Here is a 22945-nt window from a genome sequence, read left to right on the forward strand (position 1 = left end):
ACCCCCGGCGGACTGTTCGGCACGGGCCTGTCGAGTCCCCATTGTTGGGAATGATGGGGCTATCGCCGGGGCGGTAGCCGATACCATTTCGGCTATGCCCGATGCGGATTCCGGAGACGTATTTCTCCGCAATCGAGGCGCGATTCTGGATGCCCTCCTGGCGGATCCGGCTTTCGGGCTCACCAGCAGCAACACTCCTACGGAGACCGCCGCGCCCGAGGCCGAGCCGATCTCGGGTCCGGGCGGGCCGGAGATCGCCTTCGACGAATCACTGCTCGCGCCGGCGGCGCCGGTCCGCGATGTGGTGGCCGAGCCCGGCGACTCTCCGTCGCCGGTGGGTCTGGACATGCCTGCCGCCGAACCGGATTCCGGTGTCGCGGTGTCGCGGCCGCGGCGCTCGACCGCGGGGCCTTCGGCGAGCGAGCGGATCAACGCGTTGCTCAGCGGGCAGGCCCCCGGCAACGGTTCCACGGGCTTCGCCTCCGATAACGCCGAACGTGTCGCGGACCGGCTGAACGCGACCGCACCGCCCGAGGCGCCGCCGGAGCAATCGGAGGCCCGCGAGCCTGCTCGCGCCGAGCGGCAGACGCCGCAGGAAATCGCCCGTGAGGTCGCCGATCAGTTGCGCAAACCGCGGGTCGCCCTCGCGATCGCGGCTGTGGTGGCGCTGCTGATCGTGGTGCTACTGGTGGTCACCGGCGGGAAAGAGGACACTTCACAGACCCAGCCGCTGGCCGTTTCCCCGGCGCCGGCCCAGCCGGCACCCCAGACCCCACAGCCGCCCGGCAGCGGCACCATCGTTCCGAAATCGGCGGAGTCGAAATGCCCGTCGGGCGGCACCGACGGAATGGACGCCTTCTCCGGCGAACCGGGCAAGGCATGGTTGTGCCCGCGCGCGTACAAGATCGACGGTCAGGTTCTGCGGATCGATCTCGGCCAGGAGTACGAGATCGATTCGATCGCGATCGTGCCCGGCTGGGACCATGTGGGCACCGACGGCACCGACCAGTGGACGAAATACCGGACGGTGAGCCGTGTCTCGTATCAGTTCGACGACGACAACAAGACCACCTACACCCAGGAGACCCTGGATCAGCGGTCACTGGTGGTGACCCGGATCGAGCCGCCTATCAAGACCTCGGAGATCACGCTCACCGTCCTGAAATCCAGTGGTGACAGCTCCAGCAATACGGTGGCGATCTCCTCGATCGTCATCACCGGGCAGTGAGGCCGGTATGAGACACGGGGTGCGCCGATGACGGTCCGCTGCCAGTACTGCGGGCATACCGCGGCCGCGGGGCCTTCGGCCTGCGCCAATTGCGGTGCGCCGCTCCCGGAGAGCGGCCCGCCGCCGGCCCACGGTGGTGCCGTGGCGCCGGGTGGCCCGCACGGTGGTCTCGGCACCCATCCGGCCGAGATGAGCGGCCGGGCGAGTGCGCCGGCCGGCCGGCCGCACGAACACCACCGCCACGGTGCGGTGCCGCCGGATCGGCCGGAGGCCGAGCACCCGGTGCACGGACAGTCCGGCCATCACCACGGGCGGCACGGAGTACTCGGATTCCTCCGTTCGCATCTGGTGGACGAGACCGAAGCCGTCGTCCAGAAGCATCATCCGAAATGGCAGTGGCGCGCGGCGGGTGGTGTCGCGGTGGCGGTGCTGCTGGTGCTCGCCTTCCTGATGGTGAAGTCGTGCACAGTGACCGGCCCGCCGCTCACCGGACCGCCCGGGTTCGGCCCGAACTGGCCCGTCGCGGCCACCGACGCGGTTTCCGCGCTCCCCGCTCCTCTGCAGTCCGCCTCGTGCCGTCCGCACGACGAGACCGACGGCGTACAGAGCTGCGTACTCGACTCCGGGAGCCCGTTGCTGATGGGTGAGATCACCGGGGGGCGGCAGCTGGCGTTCCAGGTGCAGACCGCCGCGCCCGCCGCGCTCGCTCAGGCGGTCACGCAATGGCGTTCTGCCGGCGGCACTGTTGTATCCGACGGTGAGGTGTTCGCGGCGATCAGCGCCTCCGCGGCGATCTGGTATGCCGATACCCGGTCGGGTCTGCGAGTGGACACCGGTGCGTTCACCGACAGCGCCGGTGCGCGGACTTTTCTGATGCGGTCCGGTCTGCTGCATCCGTAGCGTGGGCCATCCGAAGGCTCTGTGGTGGCGAACATCTCATCGGCGCGCTTTCTTCCCGGCGCGCCGGATCCGGTGACGGTTTACACACGCGTAACGTACCGCTATACAGTGGCACATTAAACGCGTAGAGTGCCTGGTGAAGAAGTTCGAAACCGAAGCGGAAAGGCGCGGATCACGGTGACGACAATGCAGGACACAGTTTCGCCGATGCGATTCCGGATTGATCCGGACGAACTGGGGTCGGCGCGTTTCCGGACCGCGCTGTACCGTACGGCCGAAGCGCCGCCGGGTGAGTGGCGATTCACGCTCTACGCCGCGGGCGAGGGCGTTTCGCTGAGCCGGGTGCTACCGGTGCTGCACAGCCTCGGTGTGGAGGTCGTGGACGAACGGCCCTATCAGCTGGAATCCGACGGTGACCGGTCGGACTGGATCTACGATTTCCGGTTACGCGTGGTCTCGGCGGTGCTACGTACCCAGTTGGATCCCGAGCTGGAAGCCGATCTCGATCAGCCCGCAAGCCCGGGCGCCCAGGGGATCGCGCAGAGATTCACCGCGGCCTTCGAAGCCATGTGGTTCGGTGTCGCCGAGGTCGATACGCTCAACGAATTGATCCTGCGGGCCGGGCTGCACTGGCGTCAGGTCGTGGTACTGCGTGCCTACGCGAAATATCTGAAGCAGGCCGGATTCTCCTACGGTGCCGCCGGTATCACCCGGGTGCTGCTGGCCAATCCGGATATGTCCCGCGGTTTCGTGCGCCTGTTCGAGGCGTATTTCGATCCCGACGGCGACGCCGGCTCGGCCGCGGGTATCGCGGAATGGCTGGAAGCCGAAATCGATGCGGTGGTCAGCCTGGACACCGACCGGGTGCTGCGCGCGGTGCTCAATGTGGTCACCGCGACCCTGCGCACCAACTACTTCCGTCGCGACGGCGACGGCGAGCCGCCCGCGCACCTTTCCCTCAAGTTCGATCCGCAGTCGATCACCCTGTTGCCGCAGCCGCGGCCGAAGTACGAGATCTTCGTGTATTCGCCGCGGGTGGAGGGTGTGCATCTGCGGTTCGGTGCGGTGGCGCGTGGTGGTTTGCGGTGGTCGGATCGGTTGGAGGATTTCCGGACCGAGATCCTGGGTCTGGTGAAGGCGCAGGCGGTGAAGAACGCGGTGATCGTGCCGGTGGGGGCGAAGGGTGGTTTCGTGGTGAAACGCCCGCCGGCCACCACCGGCGACGCCGCCGCCGACCGGCAGGCACTGTTCGCCGAGGGGGTGTCCTGCTACCGGACCTTCATCTCCGGGCTGCTCGACCTGACCGACAATGTCGAACACGGCACCGGAACAGTGCTCCCACCGGAGCGGGTGGTGCGTCGTGATGGTGATGACACGTATTTGGTGGTGGCGGCGGACAAGGGTACGGCGACGTTTTCCGATATCGCGAATGATGTTGCGGGTCGGTATGGGTTCTGGTTGGGGGATGCGTTCGCGTCGGGTGGTTCGGCGGGGTATGACCACAAGGCGATGGGGATTACCGCGCGGGGGGCGTGGGAGAGTGTGAAGCGGCATTTCGCGGAGATGGGGGTGGATACTCAGTCGCAGGATTTCACTGTGGTGGGTGTTGGGGATATGAGTGGGGATGTGTTCGGTAACGGGATGTTGTTGTCGGAGCATATTCGGTTGGTGGCGGCGTTCGATCATCGTCATATTTTTTTGGATCCGGATCCGGATGCGGGGTCGTCGTTCGGTGAGCGGTCGCGGTTGTTCGGGTTGGCTCGGTCGAGTTGGGCCGATTATGATCGTTCGTTGATCAGTGCCGGTGGTGGCGTCTACGACCGCACCGCGAAGGCCATTCCCGTCAGCCCGGAAGTTCGTGCGGCGCTGCGGATTCCGGCCGGAGTCACCCGCCTCTCGCCGCCGGAGATGATCCGCGCGATTCTCGAGGCGCCGGTCGATCTCCTGTGGAACGGCGGTATCGGCACCTATATCAAGGCGAGTTCGGAGACGAATGCCGATGTGGGTGACAAATCCAACGACGCGGTCCGGGTGGACGCCGATCGGCTCCGGGTGAAGGTTATCGGCGAGGGCGGTAATCTCGGCGCGACATCGCTGGGGCGTATCGAGTTCTGCCGTAACGGCGGGAAGATGAACACCGACGCGCTGGACAATTCCGCGGGTGTGGATTGCTCCGATCACGAGGTGAACATCAAGGTTCTGCTCGACGGTGTGGTCTCGGCGGGTGAACTCGATATCGAGGACCGTAACCCACTGCTCGCGGAAATGACCGACGAGGTCGCCGAACTGGTTCTGCGTGACAATATCTCGCAGAACTTCCGGATCGGCCTGTCCCGATCGGGTGCCGGACGGCGCGGTGCGGTGCACCGGCGGCTGCTCACCGAGCTGGAGACCCGGCGCGGGGTGGACCGCCGGCTGGAGGCCTTGCCCGGTGATGCCGAGATGGAGCGTCGGATCGCCGGTGGGACGGGGCTGACCTCCCCGGAACTGGCCACCGTGATCGCCCATGTGAAGCTCGCGCTGAAGGCCGACCTGCTCGCCGGGGACCTGCCGGACAGCCCCACTTTCGCGGCGGTGCTGCCGGGCTACTTCCCGACACCGCTGCGGGAACGTTTCGCCGGTGCGATCACCAGGCATCCGTTGCGCCGCGAGATCGTGGCCACCGTGGTGGTCAACGAGATGGTCGATTTCGGCGGTGCCACGTTCGCCTTCCGGTTGTCCGAGGAGATCGGCGCCACCACCGATGACGCGGTGCGCGCGTTCGCCGCCGCGGTGGAGATCTTCGGACTGCGGGGACTGTGGCAGCGCATCCGCTCCGAGCAGATGCCGACCTCGGTACGCGATCAGCTCGAGCTGGAGACCAACCGCACGCTGGAACGTGCCGCGCGCTGGCTGCTGCTCAACCGGCCGCAGCCGATCGCGATCGGAGCGGATATCAGCCGCTATCGCGAGGGGGTGCGCGCGCTGGCGGACCGGGTGCCCGGCTGGCTGCCGAAACCGCTGGCCGAACGGGTCGCCGCGCACGCCACCGAGGCGACCGAACACGGCGCCCCGCAGGATCTGGCGGCCGAGGTCTACCGCCTGATCCATCTCTTCCCGCTGCTGGACGTGCTGGATATCGCCGATATCGCCGAACGCGACGCACGGGAGATCGCCGAACTCTACTTCGCGCTCAACGCGCATCTGGAGATCACCCGGCTGATCAGTGCGGTCGGCGATCTCGACCACGATCAGCGATGGGCCAGCCTGGCGCGGCTGGCGCTGCGCGACGACCTGTACGAGTCGCTGCGGCTGCTGACCCTCGATATCGCCACCGCCACCGATCCGGAGGATCCGGTGGCGGAGAAGCTGGATTACTGGGAGCAGACCAACCGGTCACGGCTGACCCGGGCCCGGGCCGCGCTCACCGAGATCTTCGGGGTGAGCCGGCACGATCTGGCAACCCTGTCGGTGGCGGCGCGGCAGGTGCGGAGTCTGGCGGGTAGTTCGGAGTCCGGCATCGTCGCCTGATAGCCCGGAATTCGCGGGTGGCCGTCCGGTTCGCGCCGGACGGCCACCCGTCGTTTGCGCTGTGCCGCCGGAACCGATCGGCCGATGGATCATCCGCCCTGTCTCGTGCCGCTACTCGCGCCCTACGCGGCTCGGCCGCCGACCTCGGGGGCGTCGGGCCGTGATGCGCCCCGGTGGCACGGCGGGTACCGGTTTCAGTCCGGGCGGCGGGTACCGCAGGAGGCGCAGAACCTGGCGGTGGGCAGCAATTCGGCGTCGCATTCGCCGCATCGGGCCGGTTCGGCCGGGGCGAAGCGATTCCCGCATTCAACACAGAATTTGGCGCCCGGCGGGTTGGCCGTGGCGCAGGACGCGCAGACCGGGCCCGCGGCCGCCGGATCGAGTTCGGCGGGTTTCGCGATGGGCGGCAGCGCTGTCGCGCTCGGCTCCTCCCGGGGGTGCTGATGCTGTTGCCAGGGCGAACCGGGTGGGGGCGGGAAATTCCCGGCCCCCGTGGCCCCCGGCTGCTGCAGGGCGTTGATACCCAGCGCGGCGCCGATGAACCCGCCGTCGTGGCCGTGCCCGGCGGCCAGGCCCTGGCCCGCGCCCAGGGCCATCTCCCCGGCGGCGTACTGCCGGAAATCTCCGGCGAGCCGGATATAGGTGACATCCTTGGCGAGCCGCTTGAGCCGGTCGGCGTCCTCGGGGGCCAGCGTGATGTCGAAATTGCCGAGCCGCGGTATCCGCAACCCGTACTCGTAGAGCGCGGTATTGGTCTGCTGTACGACCACCCGCTCGATCACGGGCAGAAGTGCGGACAGGCCGAGGACCGGCCACTCACCCTGCGAAACGCCCTGCGTCACCGCGATCTTCATGGCCTTGAGCAGCAGATCGGCGCTCCAGGATTCGATCCCGGCCGGATCGTGCAGGTCGGTACTGCCGGCCAGTGAGGTGATCAACTGTCCGGCGTCGCGGACGGAGAGCGCGAACTCACCGAAAACCCGAAGGGTGACGATCTGCTCGCTGACCGGGTCGGCGATATCGGCGAGACGGCCGCCGAATTTGATACCGGCGAATTCCCGGGTGGAGACGAAGTAGAGCTCGGCCCGGTAGAGGTTGCCGCCGGTCAGCGTATCCACCAGTGCGCCGAGAACCGGGAGTTCGTCCGCGTCTATCCGGTGCCGGCCCGGTCCCAGCGCGCCCAGGACCTGACCGGACTTCACGAACAGTGCGGTCTGGTCGGCATTGACGATGGCGCGGGAGTATCGCCGGATGTTCACATCCGGCCACTTGTAGACGAGTTGTTTCTTGCCGGTCTCGGGGACGGCGATGAACTCGCGTTCGAACCAGGCCATCTGGGTGCTCCCTACGCAATTGACGCGTCCAGCGTATCGACGTTCAGCGGCTCGATCAATGGCTCTTGCGGTGCTGCCGACCTCGGGTTTTGCCAAAGCCCCTGGTTTCCACTGGATTACACATGACGGCCCCCTATTGATCGTGCCGCTAACTAGCGGTACATTGCTCGCAGACATGATCTGCGCCACTCGAAAGGCAACATGATGACAACAGTTCAAGAGCCTCCGGGTCAGGCGGCGCCGGCGGACGGTCTGCACGCCGAAGATGCGGGCTATCACAAGTCGCTGCGGCCCCGGCAGCTCCAGATGATCGCCATCGGTGGCGCCATCGGAACGGGCCTGTTCCTCGGCGCCGGCAGCCGGTTGCACGAGGCCGGACCCGGTCTGTTCCTGGTGTACGCCGTCTGCGGCATCTTCGTATTCTTCATTCTCCGCGCCCTGGGCGAGCTGGTCCTGCATCGCCCGTCCTCCGGGTCGTTCGTGTCCTACGCCCGCGAGTTCTACGGCGAGAAGCTGGCCTTCGCGGTCGGCTGGATGTACTTCTTCCACTGGTGCATGACCGGCATCGTGGATATCACCGCGATCGCCACCTACGTCCACTTCTGGGGCGCGTTCGAGGTGATCCCGCAGTGGACCATCGCGCTGATCGCCCTGGCCATCGTGGTCGCGATCAACCTGATCTCGGTGAAGTGGTTCGGTGAGCTGGAGTTCTGGGCCGCCCTGATCAAGGTCGTCGCCCTCGTGGCCTTCCTGATCATCGGCACCATCTTCCTGGCCGGTCGCTTCGATATCGAGGGCCAGCCGACCGGTTTCAGCGTCCTCTCCGACAACGGCGGCCTGTTCCCGAGCGGCTTCCTGCCGCTGATCGTCGTCACCACCGGTGTCGTCTTCGCCTACGCCGCGGTAGAACTCGTCGGCACCGCCGCCGGTGAGGCGGAGAACCCCGAGAAGATCATGCCGCGCGCCATCAACTCGGTGATCGCCCGGATCGCGCTGTTCTACGTCGGTTCGCTGGTGCTGCTCGGCCTGCTGCTGCCCTACACCGTGTTCAAGTCCGGTGAGAGCCCGTTCGTCACCTTCTTCTCCAAGATCGGTATCGACGGTGCCGGTTCGGTCATGAACCTCGTGGTGCTTACCGCGGCGTTCTCCAGCCTGAACGCCGGGCTGTACTCGACCGGCCGCATTCTGCGCTCGATGTCGATGAACGGTAGTGCGCCGACCGTCGCGAGCCGGATGTCCAAGAACGGTGTCCCGTACGTGGGCATCCTCGCCACCGGTGTGATCGCGCTGGCGGGTGTCGGGCTGAACGCGGTGGTGCCGGATAAGGCCTTCGAGATCGTGTTGAACGTTTCGGCGCTGGGCACCATCTTCTCGTGGACCGCGATCGTGCTGTGCCAGCTCCAGCTGTGGAAGTGGGCTCGCGACGGCAAGGTGACCCGGCCGAAGTTCCGCCTCCCTGGTACCCCGTACACCAGCTACGCCACCCTGTTGTTCCTGGTCGGTGTGGTGCTGCTGATGCTGTTCAGCGACGAGATCGAACAGCGGGCCGCGGTGATCGCCATGCTGGTGGTCGGAGTTCCGGCACTGATCGGCGGCTGGTTCCTGGCGCGGAAGCGGGTGGACGAGCTCACCGCCGCACGTGCCGCGGCGCCCGCCGCGCCGGCGCCGGCCGAAGAACCCGGAAGCACCGTTCGCATCCTCGACGAACCCGAGGACCAGCGGTAACACCGAACTGCGTGGAATACCCCGGATAGCAGGTCCGGGGTATTCCGCATTCCCAAGGTAGGGAATGATCGGCCTATCGCGCCCGCGGACCGGGATCACAATAGACTCTCTCTGTTCTTCCGCGGGTTTGAGAGGTCGTGCATGCCAGAGCAGCCCAGCTCGTCGCAGCCCAGCTCCGAGCGTCCGCTCCCGCCGCCCTGGTCCAAGCGGCGGATCCGTGGCGCGGAAATGCCCCGCCGCGGCGCACACACCTGGTCGACGCTGCGCACCAACAGCAGCGAAAGCGGCCAGCGGGCCGCGGAGTCCGATCTGACCCGAGCCGCCGAGGAACTACTCGCCGAATCCGGCGGCGCCGAACCGCGCAGTGCCACCGACGCCGCCTCGGTCCCCAGCGGAACCGGTGTATTCGTGCCGGTGACAGTGGGTTCGGTGCCCCCGGTCGTCGCCGCGCCCCCGGGATCCGACGGTCCGCCCGCGACGCCGGAGCTGTCGGACTTCGACCGGGCCATTGCCGCGTTGACCGGCGACGATATCGCCCGGCTCAACAGTCTCGCGGGTCCGGACGACGACGATCTCGACGAGTTGCTGCTCGCCGACGACGACGAGGATGCAGACGATCCCGACCCGTTCGCCGGCTTCGAGGACGATATGCCCTCCGGGCGTAATGCCCGTTCCCGTCCGAGTGTCCGCCGGCTCGGCGCCGGACTGGTGGCGCTGCCGCGGGTCGACCCGGTCGATCCCGCCACCGCGGTGCTCGCGGATCCGGTGGTGCCCGAGCACAAGCGGTTCTGCTGGAAATGCCAGGCGCCCAACGGGCGGTCCGGCCCCGACGGTCCCGGCGCGGTGGCCGGGGATTGCGCGCGCTGTGGGTCGGCCTACAACTTCCTGCCCGCACTCTCCGCCGGCGAGGTCGTGGCGGAACAGTACGTGGTCAAAGGCTGTCTGGCGCACGGCGGTCTGGGCTGGATCTATCTGGCGGTCGATACGAATGTCAGTGACCGGTGGGTAGTCCTGAAGGGGTTGCAGAACCCCCAGGACTTCGAGGCGCATGTGGTGGCGCTGGCCGAACGCCAATTCCTTTCCGAGATAACTCATCCCGGCGTCGTGAAGATCTACAACTTCGTCAAGCACCGCTCGCACCGCGAGGTGGCCGACGGCTACATCGTCATGGAGTACGTCGGCGGGCGCTCGTTGAAGAAAATGCTGGATATGGCGGGGCCGGAACGTCTTCCGGTGGCCGAGACGATCGCGTACATGATGGAGGTCCTGCCCGCTCTCGACTATCTGCACTCGTTCGGGCTGGCCTACAACGACCTCAAACCGGACAACATCATGGTCACCGACGACGAGGTCAAACTCATCGACCTCGGCGCCGTCGCGGCGATGGAGTCCTACGGCAGTATCTACGGCACCCCCGGTTATCAGGCGCCGGAGATCATCGAGACCGGCCCCACGGTGGCCACCGACGTGTACGCGGCAGGCCGCACCCTGGCCGCCCTGATCCTGGACCTGCGCAAGGATTCCCACGGCAACTACCGCACCGAGATGCCGACACCGGAGGAATACCCACTGCTGCGGCGCTATCCGTGTTTGTATCGGCTGCTGGTGCGCGCGACACATGCGGATCCGAGCCGGCGTTTCCCCTCCACCTACGCCATGTACTGCCAGTTGGCCGGGGTGTTGCGGATGGTGCTGGCCGCCGATTCCGGGCGCGAACACCCGCAGGCGTCGGTGGAGTTCGGTTCGCTGCGTGGCGATTTCGGTATCGACACCTTGATCGGCCAGACCGACGGGATGGTCGACGGCGGACACCGCAGCCTCGGTCTCGACGCCGCGGCGGTGGTGGCCACCCTGCCGATCCCGCTGATCGACGCCGACGATCCCAGTGTCCAGCTGCTGAGCCCGCTCCTGCACGGTGACGCCCGCCAGACCCTGGACTCGTTGCGCCAGACCTCCGAACGTATCGCGGCCGGCACCATCGACGCGCCGGAGACCTTCGAGGTGGAGGGGGCGCTCGCCGCCGTCCGCGCCCATCTCGACCTGGGGGAACTCGCTCCCGCGCTCGCGCTGCTCGAAGAGTTGCGCCCGCGCGCGGTGACCGACTGGCGGGTCGAATGGTTCAGCGGCGTCATCGATCTGCTGGATGGACAGTACGAGCTCGCCTATCTCCATTTCGACCAGGTGCACACCATGCTGCCCGGTGAGCTGGCGCCGCCGCTGGCCCTGGCCGCCACCGCCGAACTCGCCCTGCAGACGCTGAGCGATCCCGGCGATTCCGACCGGTGGCACAGTGCCGCGTCGGAGTTCTACCGCCTGGTCTGGCAGACCAATCACGCGGTGGTCAGCGCCGCGTTCGGTTTGGCTCGCCGATTGGCCGCCGATGGTGAACTGTTGCAGGCCGTGCAGGTTCTCGACGAGGTGCCCGATACCTCCCGCCATCACGGCACCGCCCGGATGACGGGCAGTCTGCTGCTGGTATCGCGGCCGCATCGGGAGATCACCGAGATCGATCTGCGCGAGGCGGCGTCACGGCTGGAGCTCGTCGATGAGCCGCGGGCACTGCAGATGCAGGTCGTGGTGGTAGGCGCGGCACTGGAGTGGTTGAAATCCCGGATGCGGCCCGCCTCCGCCGACGCCAGACTGCTCGGCTATCCGCTCACCGTCGCGGGGTTGCGCGGCGGGCTGGAGTCACGGCTGCGCGCCCTGGCCCGGACCGCGCCCGGTCGTCTGCACCGGTATCGGCTGGTGGATCTGGCCAATAGCGTGCGACCGCATACTCGCTGGTGAGGGGTCAGGGGTGTCCGGTGATCCGGCGCCGCCGGACCACCGCGGGCAACAGCGGTGCCGAGACCAGGACGATCACCAGCAGCAGCAGCCACAACCAGCCGCCGTACACCAGTGCGAGAACGAGCGCGAAAACGGCGGCGCCGCCGGCCAGCACCGCGAAACCGAATGCGGGATCGGTGGTTTCGGTCGAGCCGGGCGTCGCCGGCGGTGCCGGGAGATCGGTGAACAGGGCCGCGAGTTCCGGGGTGGTACGCGCGGCGGTAACGGCGGCGGTACGTTCTTCGTATTCGGTGAGCGTGAGCAGGCCCGAACCGAGATGCTCGGCGAGTTCCCGCAGGGCGCGATCGCGTTGTTCGACGGTGATGCGCGCGCCCGGTAGCTCACTCATACCCGCAGCATAGGACGGTTTCCGCGGTCCGGCTCGGCCCTGCGGTCGCCACTGCCGGGAAGCCTCCGGATGGTCACACGGCGCCAATTCCCAGATCTGGGGAGTAATTACGCTGGCCTCACAGCATTGCGGGCAGAGGAGTTGTGTATGTCCACCGTGATCCAGTCTCGGCGCCCGGCTGCCGAGGCATGGGACTGGCAATTGAACGGGTCCTGCCGCGGCCTGGAATCCACCGTGTTCTTCCATCCGGAGGGGGAGCGGGGCCGGGCGCGCGCCGCGCGGGTGCGCCGCGCCAAACAGATCTGCGATACCTGTCCGGTCCTCGACCGGTGCCGCAGCTACGCGCTGGCGGTGGGCGAGCCGTATGGTGTCTGGGGCGGTATGTCGGAGGACGAGCGCCGCACACATACCCAACGGGCCGTTACTTCACGCTCGACGAACTAGCGAACCCCACCCCCAACTCGGGCTTGATCGGATCTTTCGGTCGTGTCCGGCGCAGGTCGCCGTCGCGCCTTTGTGGTTTCCTTGTTATATGGCTGCTGGTGTGGAGTACACGATCGATGAACTGGCGCGGGCTGCCGGCACGACCGTGCGCAGCCTGCGGGTTTACCACGAACGGGGGGTTCTGCCTCCACCGCAGGTCAAGGGGCGGACGGGTTATTACAGTCCAGATCACCTCAATCGGGTGCGCACGATCAGCAGGTTGCTCGATCGCGGCATCAAACTGAACGGGATCAAGGAGCTGCTCAAGGCCTGGGATCGCGGGGACGATCTAGGGGACATCCTGGGTGTCGGGCCGCTGCTCGGCGGTATGGAATCCGGCGAACCGTCCGCGGGTGAGTCGGCCGCGCCCGCCGATGCCATTCCCGCCACCGAACTGCAGGAACGCTACGGTTCCGTGCCGAACGGGCTGGCCAGGATCGTCGCGGTCGGGCTCTACGAGCCGGTGGACGCCGCCACCTATCGGCCCGCCGACCGGCAGCTCATCCGAATCACCGAACAGTTGGTGGCCGTCGGCGTTCCCGATACCGAGGTCCTCGGCGAGCTCGAACGGATCCGAGCCGATTGCGATCGGATGGCCCGCCGCTTCGTCGACCTGTTCCATCGCACGGCCTGGCAGAAGTACCGGGAATCCGGGCAGGAAGCCGCCGACCTGGCGGAACTGACCGGACAGTTACAGCTCGCCCGCACCCTGCCCGGTAAGGCGGCGGCGGAGCTGGTGAACAAGCTCGTGGCGCATTACATCGACAGCGACAGCGAACTCGCCGACCTTCCCGCGGAGAGCTGAACCGCGCACGAAGGCTTCCCCTGCCTGGGAAGGGTGCGCCGGAGCGTTGCGCTGGACGACGGTACATTCGACGGTGGCTCTTCCGTCGGCCGGGTAGGATTCCCGGCGCACGACTACTTAGGTAACTTTCCGCTCTTCTACGGATGCGTGCGGCCCTCGGTGGGTGCAAGAATCTCCTTCTTGGCACCTGACGCGGTAGATGAGGCATGGAATGGGAAGCGTGACACTGTGGATGCAGATATCACTCGACGGGTTCGCGGAGGGACTCGACGAGGCGGTCCACTGGCCGGTCGTGGACGAGGAACTCTGTACCGAATACCTGGATGAACTCCGCAGCGCCGATCTGCTGTTGTACGGGCGGAGAACCTACGAGATCCTGGCGGCCTTCTGGCCCACGGCCGATCTGGCCCCGGTCTCGCCGTTCTACGTCGATTTCGCGCGATTCTGGCGTGCCGCGCCGAAGCTCGTCGTCTCCCGCACCCTGCGCAATCCCTCGTGGAACACCCGGGTGACCGGCCCGGACGCGATCGAGGAGATACGGCATCGCCGGGCCGCGGGCCAGGACATGGTGCTCTTCGGTGGCGCGGAAACCGCACGGTCCTTCATGGCGCACGATCTGATCGACGAGTTCCGGCTCTTCGTGCACCCCCTGCTCCTGGGCGGCGGGGTCCCCCTGTTCCGGTCGCCGGTGGACACCAGCGGGCTGCGACTGATGGATGTGCTGACCTTCGACAGCGCGGTGGTCCAGATGCACTACCGCCAGCAGGCCTGCGTGATGTGCTGAGCGCCCCCGGGGCGGGGTTTGTGCGAAATGCACGGGTTCATCGGACGGGCCGACGTGACGTGCACTAATTTACGTTTCTATGGCGGTGATCTACCCGGACGGTGCGGCACCGGCCCCACCTGCCACCGAGTTCTTCGGCCGAATGCGGGAACTCGCACGCCTGGACGACCTGCTGCGTTCCGGCTCGGCACGACTGATCACCCTGGTGGGGCCCGGCGGTATCGGCAAAACCAGACTGGCCGCCGAAGCCATGCGCCGGATCCACCGCGCCGAACCGGACCGGCCGGTGTATTGGGCGCGCCTGGCCGAACTCGAACGGGACTGCGCCGAGAACGTGCTGCGCGCGGTGGTCCGGACCGATAGCGGCGATCCGGACGCGCTGGATGTCGCGGTGGGTCCGCCCGCGGGCGCGATCGCCGAGTCCGCGATTCTGGTGCTGGACAATTGCGAACACGTCCTCGCGGCGGCCGCTCGCGCGGTGATCGACCTGCTCGCCGTCACCCCAGGCCTCACCCTGCTGGCCACCAGTCGCGAGCCCATCGGCTGGGCCGACGAGTACATCCTCACCGTGCCACCGCTATCGGCCTTCGAATCGCTGCAACTGTTCCGGCAGCGCGCCGAGCTCACCGGAAGCCCCGTTCCCGATGATCCGGCCCAGCTCGCGCTGGCACGCCGGATCTGCCGCCGCGTCGAGCACAATCCGCTGTTCCTCCGGCTCGCCGCCGCCCGGCTGCGTCATCAGCCACCGGCCATGGTGCTGGCCGAGCTCAGCGGTGATGCCGCTGATCAGCGTATGCGCTGGTCGCAGAGCACGCGGGCGGGTACCGAACGGCGACACCGCGGGGTCTACGACGTGATCGCCTGGTCGTTCGACCTGTGTGCGGCCGAGGAACAGGTGCTGTTACGGCGCATGTCGGTTTTCGCGGCGGGGTATGAAACCGACGGGGTCGTGCCGCAGCGCAACGGGGTCGAACTGCCCGCTGTCGTAGCGGTCTGCGCGGATGGGGTACTGCCCGCCGAGCGGGTGGCTCCGCTGCTGGAACGGCTGGCCGAACGCTCCCTGGTCTCGACCTTCCGCACCGAGACGAGTGTGCGCTGGTACCTGGTGGAGAGCGTGCGCTTGTTCGCCGGCGAGCGCTCGGCTGGTACTACCTGTGGCAGGGCGAGGCCGATCGCGCCGCGGCGCTGCTGGACACGTGTGTCGCCAGTCCGGCCGCCGCCGGTGCAGGCGATTCCGCCTGGCGGGATACACCGGTAATGGACAGCGGTCTGCCGGCTTCGGTCGAATGGATCCGGGGTCTGGAACTCATGCTGTTCCGGCTGGACCCGCATGCGGTGACGGTGCTGGAACGGGCCGGTCACAAGTTCACCGCGCAGGGCGACCGGGTGGGGGTGGAGCGCGGTCAGATCTTCGCGGCGCTCGCGGCCGCCATGCTGAGCGATCCGGAGCGGGCCGACCGGATCACCCATCGGCACCTGGAACGCTCGATTGCTCGTGCTGACCCAGGTGCTCGCGGGGGATCCCGCCGCGCTGGGTGCCGCGGCGGCCATCCGCATCCGTGCCACCGAACTGGCCTGGCTGGTCGGGGTTTTCCGGGCCTGCCACCGCTCGATGGGGGTCTGTATCGAGCGGGTGCCGATGGTGGTGCTCGGCGTGCGCCGGGCGACCGAGGTCGCCACGGCGGTCATCGGACCGGCGGATTTCGCCGTTGCCGAGCAACGGGGCGGGCAGTTCCGCCCCGGCAGCGACGCCGTACAGGAGTACCTGCGTCGCCGTTGGCCGGTGCGTCCGGTCGCAGGGGACACACCGGTCGATCGTGGGAAATGGGCCGATTCGCGCTGGGTGAGCTTATCGCCGGCCGAACGTGAGGTCGCGGTGCTGGCGGCCGCGGGCTGGCCGAACAGTGCCATCGCCGAGCGGCGTGGTAGTTCGGTGCGTACGGTGGACGCGCAGGTCGCCAGCGTCAGGCAGAAACTCGTGATCGGTTCCCGGCGCCAGATACCGGATCATATTCCGGCCCACCTCGCCGATGAGGTGGATGCCGAACGGGTTACCGCCGCCGGTCGTTCCCGGAGCCGGCGGCGTACGCCGCGCCTGCGCGGCCGGGAGTGAGCGCGCGGCACCGGGATCAGCGGCAGGCGTAGTAGTACGGCTTGTAGGCGCAGATATCGAGGTAGCCGCCCTGGTCGTTGTCGTAGGTGAAGCTGCGCTGGGCCGGGATCGCGTGTACCGGCTCGCTGCGGTTGCTGGGATCGCTGGGGAGGTCGTGGGTGTCGCCGTAGCTGCCCCGGCCCGGGTGGGAATCGTCGCGGCTGCTGTGGCCGGGGACGTCGGCGAGGGCGAGTTGGGGGGCGATGGTGGCGGGGATCGCGGCGAGCGCTCCGGCCAGCACGGTGGCGGCGGCGATTCTCTTCGCGAATCCGAAGGTGCGGGCGATGGTCATGACGTGCTCCGTTCTGTTCCGGCAGATAGAACTTCTACGGTGAGTCAATGTGTGTGGGACCGTAGTTCTATGTGCCGCTGTTTAACGGTACGGTACACGAGTGTTCGAATAAGCGTCTATGCATTTCCCAGAGATGGGAACTGGTGGACTGCTTTTCGGGGGCGCGGGCTGCCGCCGCGCCCGGCCTGCTCGGAACCCGGGGGCGGTACCGCGCACGGCGCCGCAGGTATGCGCGACACCGGCGCGCCGATCACGATCGGGCCCGCGGCCCCGATATCCAGGTCGTTTCCCGAGGCGTCGGCGACAGTCGCCGACCCGGCCCGCGATCGCGGCCGGTGTGGGTTCTTCCCGCGGGGGTGCTCGAGCCCGTGGCGGATCGTAGATGCTCCGGTCTACAACTGTTGACACGGGACTGGACCGGACAGCCGGCAGGATAAATAGATATCAGCTGGTCATGGAATGTTTTCGGAGGGCAGGTCGGTTCGCCCCCGCCGCCGCTACGCCGCTCCGCTGCTGTATCGCCCGGCCGCGTTCCGGGCCTACACGGCGCCGGAATTCCGTCGAGGTCGGCTCTGGTGCGCCGGGACGAGCGCGCCGGCCGGATAGACCACCGCCACCGGCCGGCGGTGGTCCGACGGTGACCCGGCGCTCTGTCAGGCGGCCGGCCGGCCGGGCCAGCGCCATTCCGCCACCTCGGGAATGTCCTCGCCGTGCTCACGGGTCCAGGCGCGGGCCCGCAACCGTGCGTCCACCATCTGCTGGCGCAGCCCCGCCGCCTGCTGCCGCAACGCGGGCACCCGGTCGATCACATCCATCACCAGGTGGAATCGGTCGAGGTCGTTGAGCATGACCATATCGAACGGGGTCGTGGTGGTGCCGCGTTCCTTGTACCCCCGCACGTGCAGGCCCGAGTGATTGGTGCGGCGATAGGTGAGCCGGTGGATCAGCCACGGATAACCGTGGAAGGCGAAGATCACCGGGGAGTCCCGGGTGAACAGCGTGTCGAATTCGCTGTCCGGTAGCCCGTGCGGATGTTCGTCGGCCGGTAGCAGCCGCATCAGATCGACCACATTCACCACCCGCACCCGCAGCCAGGGCAGTTCCTCGCGCAGGATCGCCGCGGCGGCCAGAGTTTCCAGGGTCGGTACGTCACCGGCGCAGGCGAGGACCACATCGGGGGTGGTGGCCGGTTCGTCGCGATGGCCCGCCCATTCCCAGATACCGATACCCCGGGCACAGTGCAGTGCGGCCTCGGTGGGCCCGAGCCAATCCGGTTGCGGTTGTTTACCGGCCACCACCACGTTCACGTGGTGCCGGGAACGTAGGCAGTGGTCGTACACCGAGAGCAGGGTATTGGCGTCCGGCGGCAGATACACCCGCACGATCTCGGGTTTCTTGTTCAGCACCACGTCGAGGAAACCGGGGTCCTGATGAGTGAAACCGTTGTGGTCCTGCCGCCACACATGCGACGACAGCAGGTAGTTCAGACTCGGCAGTGGTTGCCGCCACGGCACCGCCGCGCTCGCGTCCAGCCATTTCGCGTGCTGGTTGAACATGGCATCCACGATGTGGACGAACGCCTCGTAGCAGGTGAACACTCCGTGCCGGCCGGTGAGCAGGTATCCCTCCAGCAGGCCCTGGCACATATGCTCGGACAACACTTCGATCACCCGCCCGGAGCGATCCAATTTCTCGTCGTGGACGCCGATCTCGGCCTGCCAGTTGCGGCCGGTGACCGAGAGAATGTCCTGTAGCCGGTTACTGGCCAGCTCATCCGGGGCGAAGGTCAGGAAGTTGTCGGGATTGGCCACGGTGACCTCCCGCAACCAACCGCCGAGCACCCGGGTCGCCTCGTGTACGGTGCGGCCCGGTTCGGCGACGTCGACCGCATGGTCGCGCCAGTCGGGCAACCGCAGATCCCGCACCAGCGCGCCCCCGTTGGCCACCGGATTCGCACTCATCCGCCGGCCACCGGCCGGTACCAGCCGGCGCAGTTCCGAGACCGGGGCACCGGTCTCGTCGAACAGTTCCTCCGGCCGGTAGGAACGTAACCATTCCTCGAGCACCGCCCGATGCGAAGCATCCTCGCGGGCGCCCGGCAGCGGGACCTGATGCGCGCGGAACGTGCCCTCCACCGGATCGCCGTCCACGATCGGTGGTCCGGTCCAGCCCTTCGGGGTGCGCAGCACGATCATCGGCCAGCGCGGTCGAGTGGTGTCGCTGCCGTCGCGGGCCGCGCGCTGGATCTGCGCGATCCGCTCCAGGCAGGTGTCCACGGCGGCGGCCATGTCCTGATGTACCCGGGCCGGCTCGGCGCCGGCGACGATCAGCGGCTCGTAACCGTAACCCCGCAGCAGCGAGACCAACTCGTCCTCGGGAATGCGGGCCAGCAGAGTCGGATTCGCGATCTTGTACTCGTTGAGGGCGAGAATCGGCAGGACCGCGCCGTCGCGCGCCGGGTTCAGAAACTTGTTGCAGTGCCAACTGCCCGCGAGCGGACCGGTCTCGGCTTCGCCGTCACCCACTACGCAGAACACCGTGAGATCCGGATTGTCCAGCGCGGCACCGAAAGCGTGCAACAACGAATAGCCCAGTTCGCCGCCTTCGTGGAAGGAGCCCGGTGTCTCCGGCGCGCAATGGCTGGGAACGCCACCGGGAAAAGAGAACTGGGCGAACAGCGCGCGCATGCCCTCGCCGTCGCGAGGCACATGGCTGTACAACTCGGAATAGGTGCCCTCGAGCCAGGCGCAGGCGTTCGGACCCGGCCCGCCGTGTCCCGGCCCGGCGACGAACACGGCGTTCAGATCACGTGCCAGAATGGCGCGATTGGCGTGCACCCAGACCAGGTTCAGGCCCGGCACGGTGCCGAAATGGCCGAGTAGCCGGGGTTTGATGTGCTCCGGGACCAACGGTTCGCGCACCAGCGGATTCGCCATCAGATAGATCTGCCCCACCGACAGGTAGTTGGCCGCCCGCCACCACGCGTCGAAGCATTCCAGCTCCTCGGCGTCCATCGGGCCCGGGGCCGCCGACAGCACATAGGGCCGGGGCGCGACGGATTCGCCACCGTGACCGCCCACATTGTCGGCACTGGTGTCCCCGCCTGCACTCGCCAACTGCGTCATACGCCTAACCTCCTGGAGGTCGTGGTCGCGCCGGGCTACCGCACCCCGAGTGCGGACTGCCACCACGATAGCTGGAGGTGTGCCACACTGCCCTCGGTTCGCCGATGGCGGCCGGCGGAAATCTTCGCTCTCGTCCACGCCTCACCCACCCCGCGGGATGGAAACCGGTGTCTGCCCCGGCAACTCGGTTGCTCGTGGAGCCTGCGGCGTTCCGGGCGACAGGCCCGTCCCGACGCGACCGGTAGCGAAGCGACCGCTGTGTCGGTGTGATGGGTACCGAACCCGGGCTCCGCGCATCGGTGACCACCACCCGCACTCGGGTCCGCCTCGTGCCGGCGATCGGGGGCCCGCGCCGGCGATCGAGGGGAAGGGCCGCGATATCGCCGGGCCGTCGGTTCGAGGCCGCCGGTAGGGTGCGGCACATGCAGACAATCGGCAGGATCCTCGCTGTCACCGCCGTCGCCGCGGCCGCCCTCGGCCTCGGTGGATGCGGCTCCGACGACTCCGGCGGCACCGCGGCCACCTCCACGGCGGCCGATTCGTCCGCCGCCCCGGGGCAGACCGCCCCCGCCGCGTCGAAGGGCCGCGAATGCACGGCCGACGATATCGATGTGCAGGGTGGGTTCGGCGAGGTCCCGCAGATCACCCTCCCCGATGACTGCGACCCGCCGAAACAGCTCGTGACCAAGGACCTCGTCCCCGGCTCGGGTCCCGGCGCCGCCCCCGGCGGGCAACTGACCATGAACTACGCCCTGGTCACCTGGTCGGACAAGCAGAAGCTGGACTCCTCCTTCGACCGCGGCGAACCCTTCGAGCTCACCCTCGGCGACGGTATGGTCATCCCCGGCTGGGAGCAGGGACTCGAAGGCGTCCAGCAGGGTGCCCGCCGGTTGCTGATCATCCCGCCCGACCTGGGCTACGGCGCGGGCGGTAACGGAGTGAAGCCGAACGAGACGCTGGTCTTCGTCACCGACGCCGTATCCGTCCCCCAGGCGTGAGGTGCCGGGGTACGGCATTCGAGGGCTCCCTGGATGTCGCATCATCGCTGGGAGCCCCGCCCCGGCTTCGGTGCGTGTGCGGTTGGCCGTCCAGGGGGTTGGTGACCATTGAGCACTTGCACAGTTCGTGAGCCTTCCCGGGCTGACCCGGGCGCACGACAGCATGCACCTTCTGTCTCCGCCGGAGGGTCGACCTCGGTGGTCGGGGCCCGCCCCCGGTTCTGGACCGACGGAGCGAAGGAGCGTAGCGACCGAGCGTGTGCGGTTGGCCGTCCAGAGGGTGTCGACCTTTGAGCACTTACAGTGAAGTGAACCTACCCACGCTGGTCGAGGCGCACGACAGCCTGGCACCTTCTGTCTGTTCCGGGTGGTCTACCTCCGTGGTCGGGGCCCGCCCCCGGTTCTGGAGCGACAGAGCGAAGGAGCGTAGCGACTGAGTGGCGGAGTGAAGAACCGGGGGCGGGCCCCGACCCGCGGCGCCGGAGGCGCCGCCATAAACACAGCACCGGGCTGCAGCGCGTGTGACCCGGTCAACTACCCTGGTCGGGATGCGTATCCCGGGCGCGTGAAACCGCAGGTGCTCGCCGCTTCGGTCGGTACGCCGAGGGTGCGTACCCGCGCGCCGTCGCCAGACCACGCGCCATCACCCGGCCACCAGCACGGATATCGTGCGGGCCGGCGAACACGAACCGACGAGAACAAGGAGCATGTCCGTGAAGAGCACCGTCGAGCAGCTGAGCCCGACCCGGGTCCGGATCAATGTCGAGGTGCCCTTCGAGGAGCTGAAGCCGGACTTCGATCGCGCCTACAAGGCCCTGGCCAAGCAGGTGCGCATTCCCGGCTTCCGTCCGGGTAAGGCGCCGGCCAAGCTGCTCGAGGCGCGTCTGGGCCGGGGTGCGGTGCTGGAGCAGGTCGTCAACGACGCCCTGCCCGGCCGCTACAGCGAGGCCGTCACCACCTCCGAGGTCAAGGTCATCGGGCAGCCGGAGATCGAGATCACCAAGATCGAAGACGGCCAGGAACTGGCCTTCACCGCCGAGGTGGATGTCCGGCCGGAGATCACCCTGCCCGAGGACTACAGCACCATCGCGGTCACGGTGGATGCCATCGAGATCACCGATGCCGATATCGACGAGCAGCTGCAGTCGCTGCGCCAGCGTTTCGGCACTCTCACCGGTGTCGAACGCCCGGTGCAGGACGGCGATTTCGTCTCCATCGATCTGTCCGCCACCGTCGACGGCGAAGAGGTGCCGGAGGCCGCGACCACCGGGCTGTCGCACGAGGTCGGGTCGGGCCAGCTCATCGAGGGCCTGGACGAGACCCTGACCGGGATGTCGGCTGGTGAGTCCAAGGAGTTCACCTCGACCCTGGTCGCCGGCGAGCACGCCGGGCAGGAAGCCACCATCACGGTGACTCTCGGTTCGGTCAAGGAACGTGAGCTGCCCGAGGCGGATGACGAATTCGCCCAGCTGGCCAGCGAATTCGACACCATCGACGAGCTGAAGGACGATCTGCGGTCCCGCGTCGAGCGGGTCAAGAAGGTGCAGCAGGCCGGCGATATCCGCGACAAGGTGCTCGAGCAGCTGCTCGAGAGCGTAGAGGTGCCGCTCCCCGAGGCCGTGGTGAAGGCCGAGGTCGACGCCGTCGAGCACGACGCGATCCACGGCTTCGACCACGACGAGGCCAAGTTCGCCGAGGCGCTCGAGGCCCAGGGCTCGAGCCGCGAGGAGTTCGACGCCGACACCTTGGAGGCCGCCGAGAAATCGGTGAAGACCCAGCTGCTGCTGGACGCGGTCGCCGAGTCCGAGGGCACCCAGGTCGGCCAGGAAGAGCTCACCGAGCGGATCCTGTTCCAGGCCCAGCGTTACGGCATGGCGCCCGAGCAGTTCATCCAGCAGGTGCAGCAGGCCGGCCAGCTGGGCGCCGTCTTCGCCGATGTCCGCCGCGGCAAGGCCCTGGCCGAGGTCGTCGGCAAGGTGACGGTCACCGATTCCGAGGGCAACAAGGTCGACACCGACGAAATGTTCGGTACCGCCAAGGAATCCGACGAGGAGACCACCGAAGAGGCCACCTCCGACGCGGAGTGACCCACGCGGGAATTGCGGGTAGGAAGCCCTGAGACTTAGGCGGTGTTGGCAATCCGGAGGCAGAAGATCGACAACCGCTGTCCCCCGTGCGCGCACATCCGAGTCCTCGGGGCTTCTGCTTTCCCCGAGGACGGGGATGCCTCCGGTACGCGCTGTGCCGGGACTTCGAACGACGCGGGTGCACCCGGTGCCGAGTTGCGGCGCTCGGGGGCCGGGAAGAGCGAGTCGAGTCACGGGGAATCGAGGCAGGGCTTGCTCGGGAAGGCGAGAACAAGTGGGCTCGCTCGTGAAGGCGCTGTGTTTCTTGGCGCGCCTTCGGCGCGCGGGGTTGCGGCCCCCTTGGTCTC

At 67.7% G+C, this 22945-nt stretch carries 15 protein-coding genes and 1 pseudogene; 12 read left to right on the forward strand and 4 right to left on the reverse strand.

The window, feature by feature from the left end:
• Window positions 1-94 precede the first annotated feature (94 nt).
• The 3 genes and pseudogenes from ACQPYS_RS05885 to ACQPYS_RS05895 all read left to right on the forward strand — a co-directional run.
• Window positions 95-1228, forward strand: a complete 1134-nt coding sequence (locus ACQPYS_RS05885; protein ID WP_431941488.1) for a hypothetical protein — start codon at window positions 95-97, stop codon at window positions 1226-1228.
• A 27-nt stretch (window positions 1229-1255) separates the two neighbouring features.
• A complete protein-coding gene (locus tag ACQPYS_RS05890; RefSeq protein WP_433491910.1) occupies window positions 1256-2128 on the forward strand; it encodes a hypothetical protein in 873 nt (290 codons plus the stop codon).
• A gap of 261 nt (window positions 2129-2389) precedes the next feature.
• Window positions 2390-5638 (forward strand): annotated as a pseudogene (locus tag ACQPYS_RS05895) (NAD-glutamate dehydrogenase); the annotation flags it as partial.
• Window positions 5639-5832: 194 nt separating this feature from the next.
• On the opposite strand, the gene ACQPYS_RS05900 reads toward ACQPYS_RS05895, so the two are convergent.
• The gene (locus ACQPYS_RS05900; RefSeq protein WP_431938799.1) at window positions 5833-6972 is read right to left on the reverse strand and encodes an SPFH domain-containing protein; all 1140 of its coding nucleotides are present in this window, start codon (window positions 6970-6972) and stop codon (window positions 5833-5835) included.
• Window positions 6973-7176: 204 nt separating this feature from the next.
• On the opposite strand from ACQPYS_RS05900, the gene ACQPYS_RS05905 reads away from it, so the two are divergent.
• Window positions 7177-8697 (forward strand): amino acid permease, encoded by a 1521-nt coding sequence (locus ACQPYS_RS05905; RefSeq protein WP_433491911.1) that lies wholly within the window; start codon window positions 7177-7179, stop codon window positions 8695-8697.
• A 141-nt stretch (window positions 8698-8838) separates the two neighbouring features.
• Window positions 8839-11484, forward strand: coding sequence for a tetratricopeptide repeat protein (locus ACQPYS_RS05910; protein WP_433491912.1), 2646 nt, complete (start codon window positions 8839-8841; stop codon window positions 11482-11484).
• Between the two features lie 4 nt (window positions 11485-11488).
• Here the strand turns inward: ACQPYS_RS05910 and ACQPYS_RS05915 are convergent, their stop codons facing one another.
• On the reverse strand, window positions 11489-11872 hold the full coding sequence (locus tag ACQPYS_RS05915; RefSeq protein WP_433491913.1) for a DUF1707 SHOCT-like domain-containing protein: 384 nt from the start codon (window positions 11870-11872) through the stop codon (window positions 11489-11491).
• A 147-nt stretch (window positions 11873-12019) separates the two neighbouring features.
• Here ACQPYS_RS05915 and ACQPYS_RS05920 point away from each other — a divergent pair, with 147 nt between their 5' ends.
• The 5 genes from ACQPYS_RS05920 to ACQPYS_RS05940 all read left to right on the forward strand — a co-directional run bounded on the left by ACQPYS_RS05920 (window position 12020) and on the right by ACQPYS_RS05940 (window position 16057).
• A complete protein-coding gene (locus ACQPYS_RS05920; protein ID WP_039823295.1) occupies window positions 12020-12316 on the forward strand; it encodes a WhiB family transcriptional regulator in 297 nt (98 codons plus the stop codon).
• Between the two features lie 88 nt (window positions 12317-12404).
• Complete coding sequence (locus ACQPYS_RS05925; protein WP_433491914.1) at window positions 12405-13160, forward strand: MerR family transcriptional regulator; 756 nt, start codon at window positions 12405-12407, stop codon at window positions 13158-13160.
• A 211-nt stretch (window positions 13161-13371) separates the two neighbouring features.
• Window positions 13372-13944, forward strand: coding sequence for a dihydrofolate reductase family protein (locus tag ACQPYS_RS05930; RefSeq protein ID WP_245664644.1), 573 nt, complete (start codon window positions 13372-13374; stop codon window positions 13942-13944).
• Between the two features lie 79 nt (window positions 13945-14023).
• Window positions 14024-15202 (forward strand): ATP-binding protein, encoded by a 1179-nt coding sequence (locus tag ACQPYS_RS05935; protein WP_433491915.1) that lies wholly within the window; start codon window positions 14024-14026, stop codon window positions 15200-15202.
• A gap of 237 nt (window positions 15203-15439) precedes the next feature.
• Window positions 15440-16057, forward strand: coding sequence for a helix-turn-helix domain-containing protein (locus tag ACQPYS_RS05940; RefSeq protein ID WP_433492976.1), 618 nt, complete (start codon window positions 15440-15442; stop codon window positions 16055-16057).
• Window positions 16058-16073: 16 nt separating this feature from the next.
• Here ACQPYS_RS05940 and ACQPYS_RS05945 read toward each other — a convergent pair whose 3' ends face one another.
• On the reverse strand, window positions 16074-16388 hold the full coding sequence (locus ACQPYS_RS05945) for a hypothetical protein (RefSeq protein WP_063038046.1): 315 nt from the start codon (window positions 16386-16388) through the stop codon (window positions 16074-16076).
• Window positions 16389-17041: 653 nt separating this feature from the next.
• Window positions 17042-19513: a phosphoketolase family protein gene (locus ACQPYS_RS05950; protein WP_084481260.1), complete on the reverse strand. Its 2472-nt coding sequence runs from the start codon at window positions 19511-19513 to the stop codon at window positions 17042-17044.
• A gap of 422 nt (window positions 19514-19935) precedes the next feature.
• Between ACQPYS_RS05950 and ACQPYS_RS05955 the strand changes: the two genes are divergently transcribed.
• Window positions 19936-20511 carry an FKBP-type peptidyl-prolyl cis-trans isomerase gene (locus ACQPYS_RS05955; RefSeq protein WP_063038084.1) on the forward strand — a complete coding sequence of 192 codons (576 nt, stop codon included), beginning with the start codon at window positions 19936-19938 and terminating at the stop codon, window positions 20509-20511.
• 713 nt (window positions 20512-21224) lie between these two features.
• Complete coding sequence (tig, locus tag ACQPYS_RS05960; RefSeq protein WP_431938793.1) at window positions 21225-22598, forward strand: trigger factor; 1374 nt, start codon at window positions 21225-21227, stop codon at window positions 22596-22598.
• The last annotated feature ends 347 nt before the right edge of the window (window positions 22599-22945 follow it).

This window comes from Nocardia grenadensis, assembly GCF_050942415.1.
GTDB lineage: Bacteria > Actinomycetota > Actinomycetes > Mycobacteriales > Mycobacteriaceae > Nocardia > Nocardia grenadensis.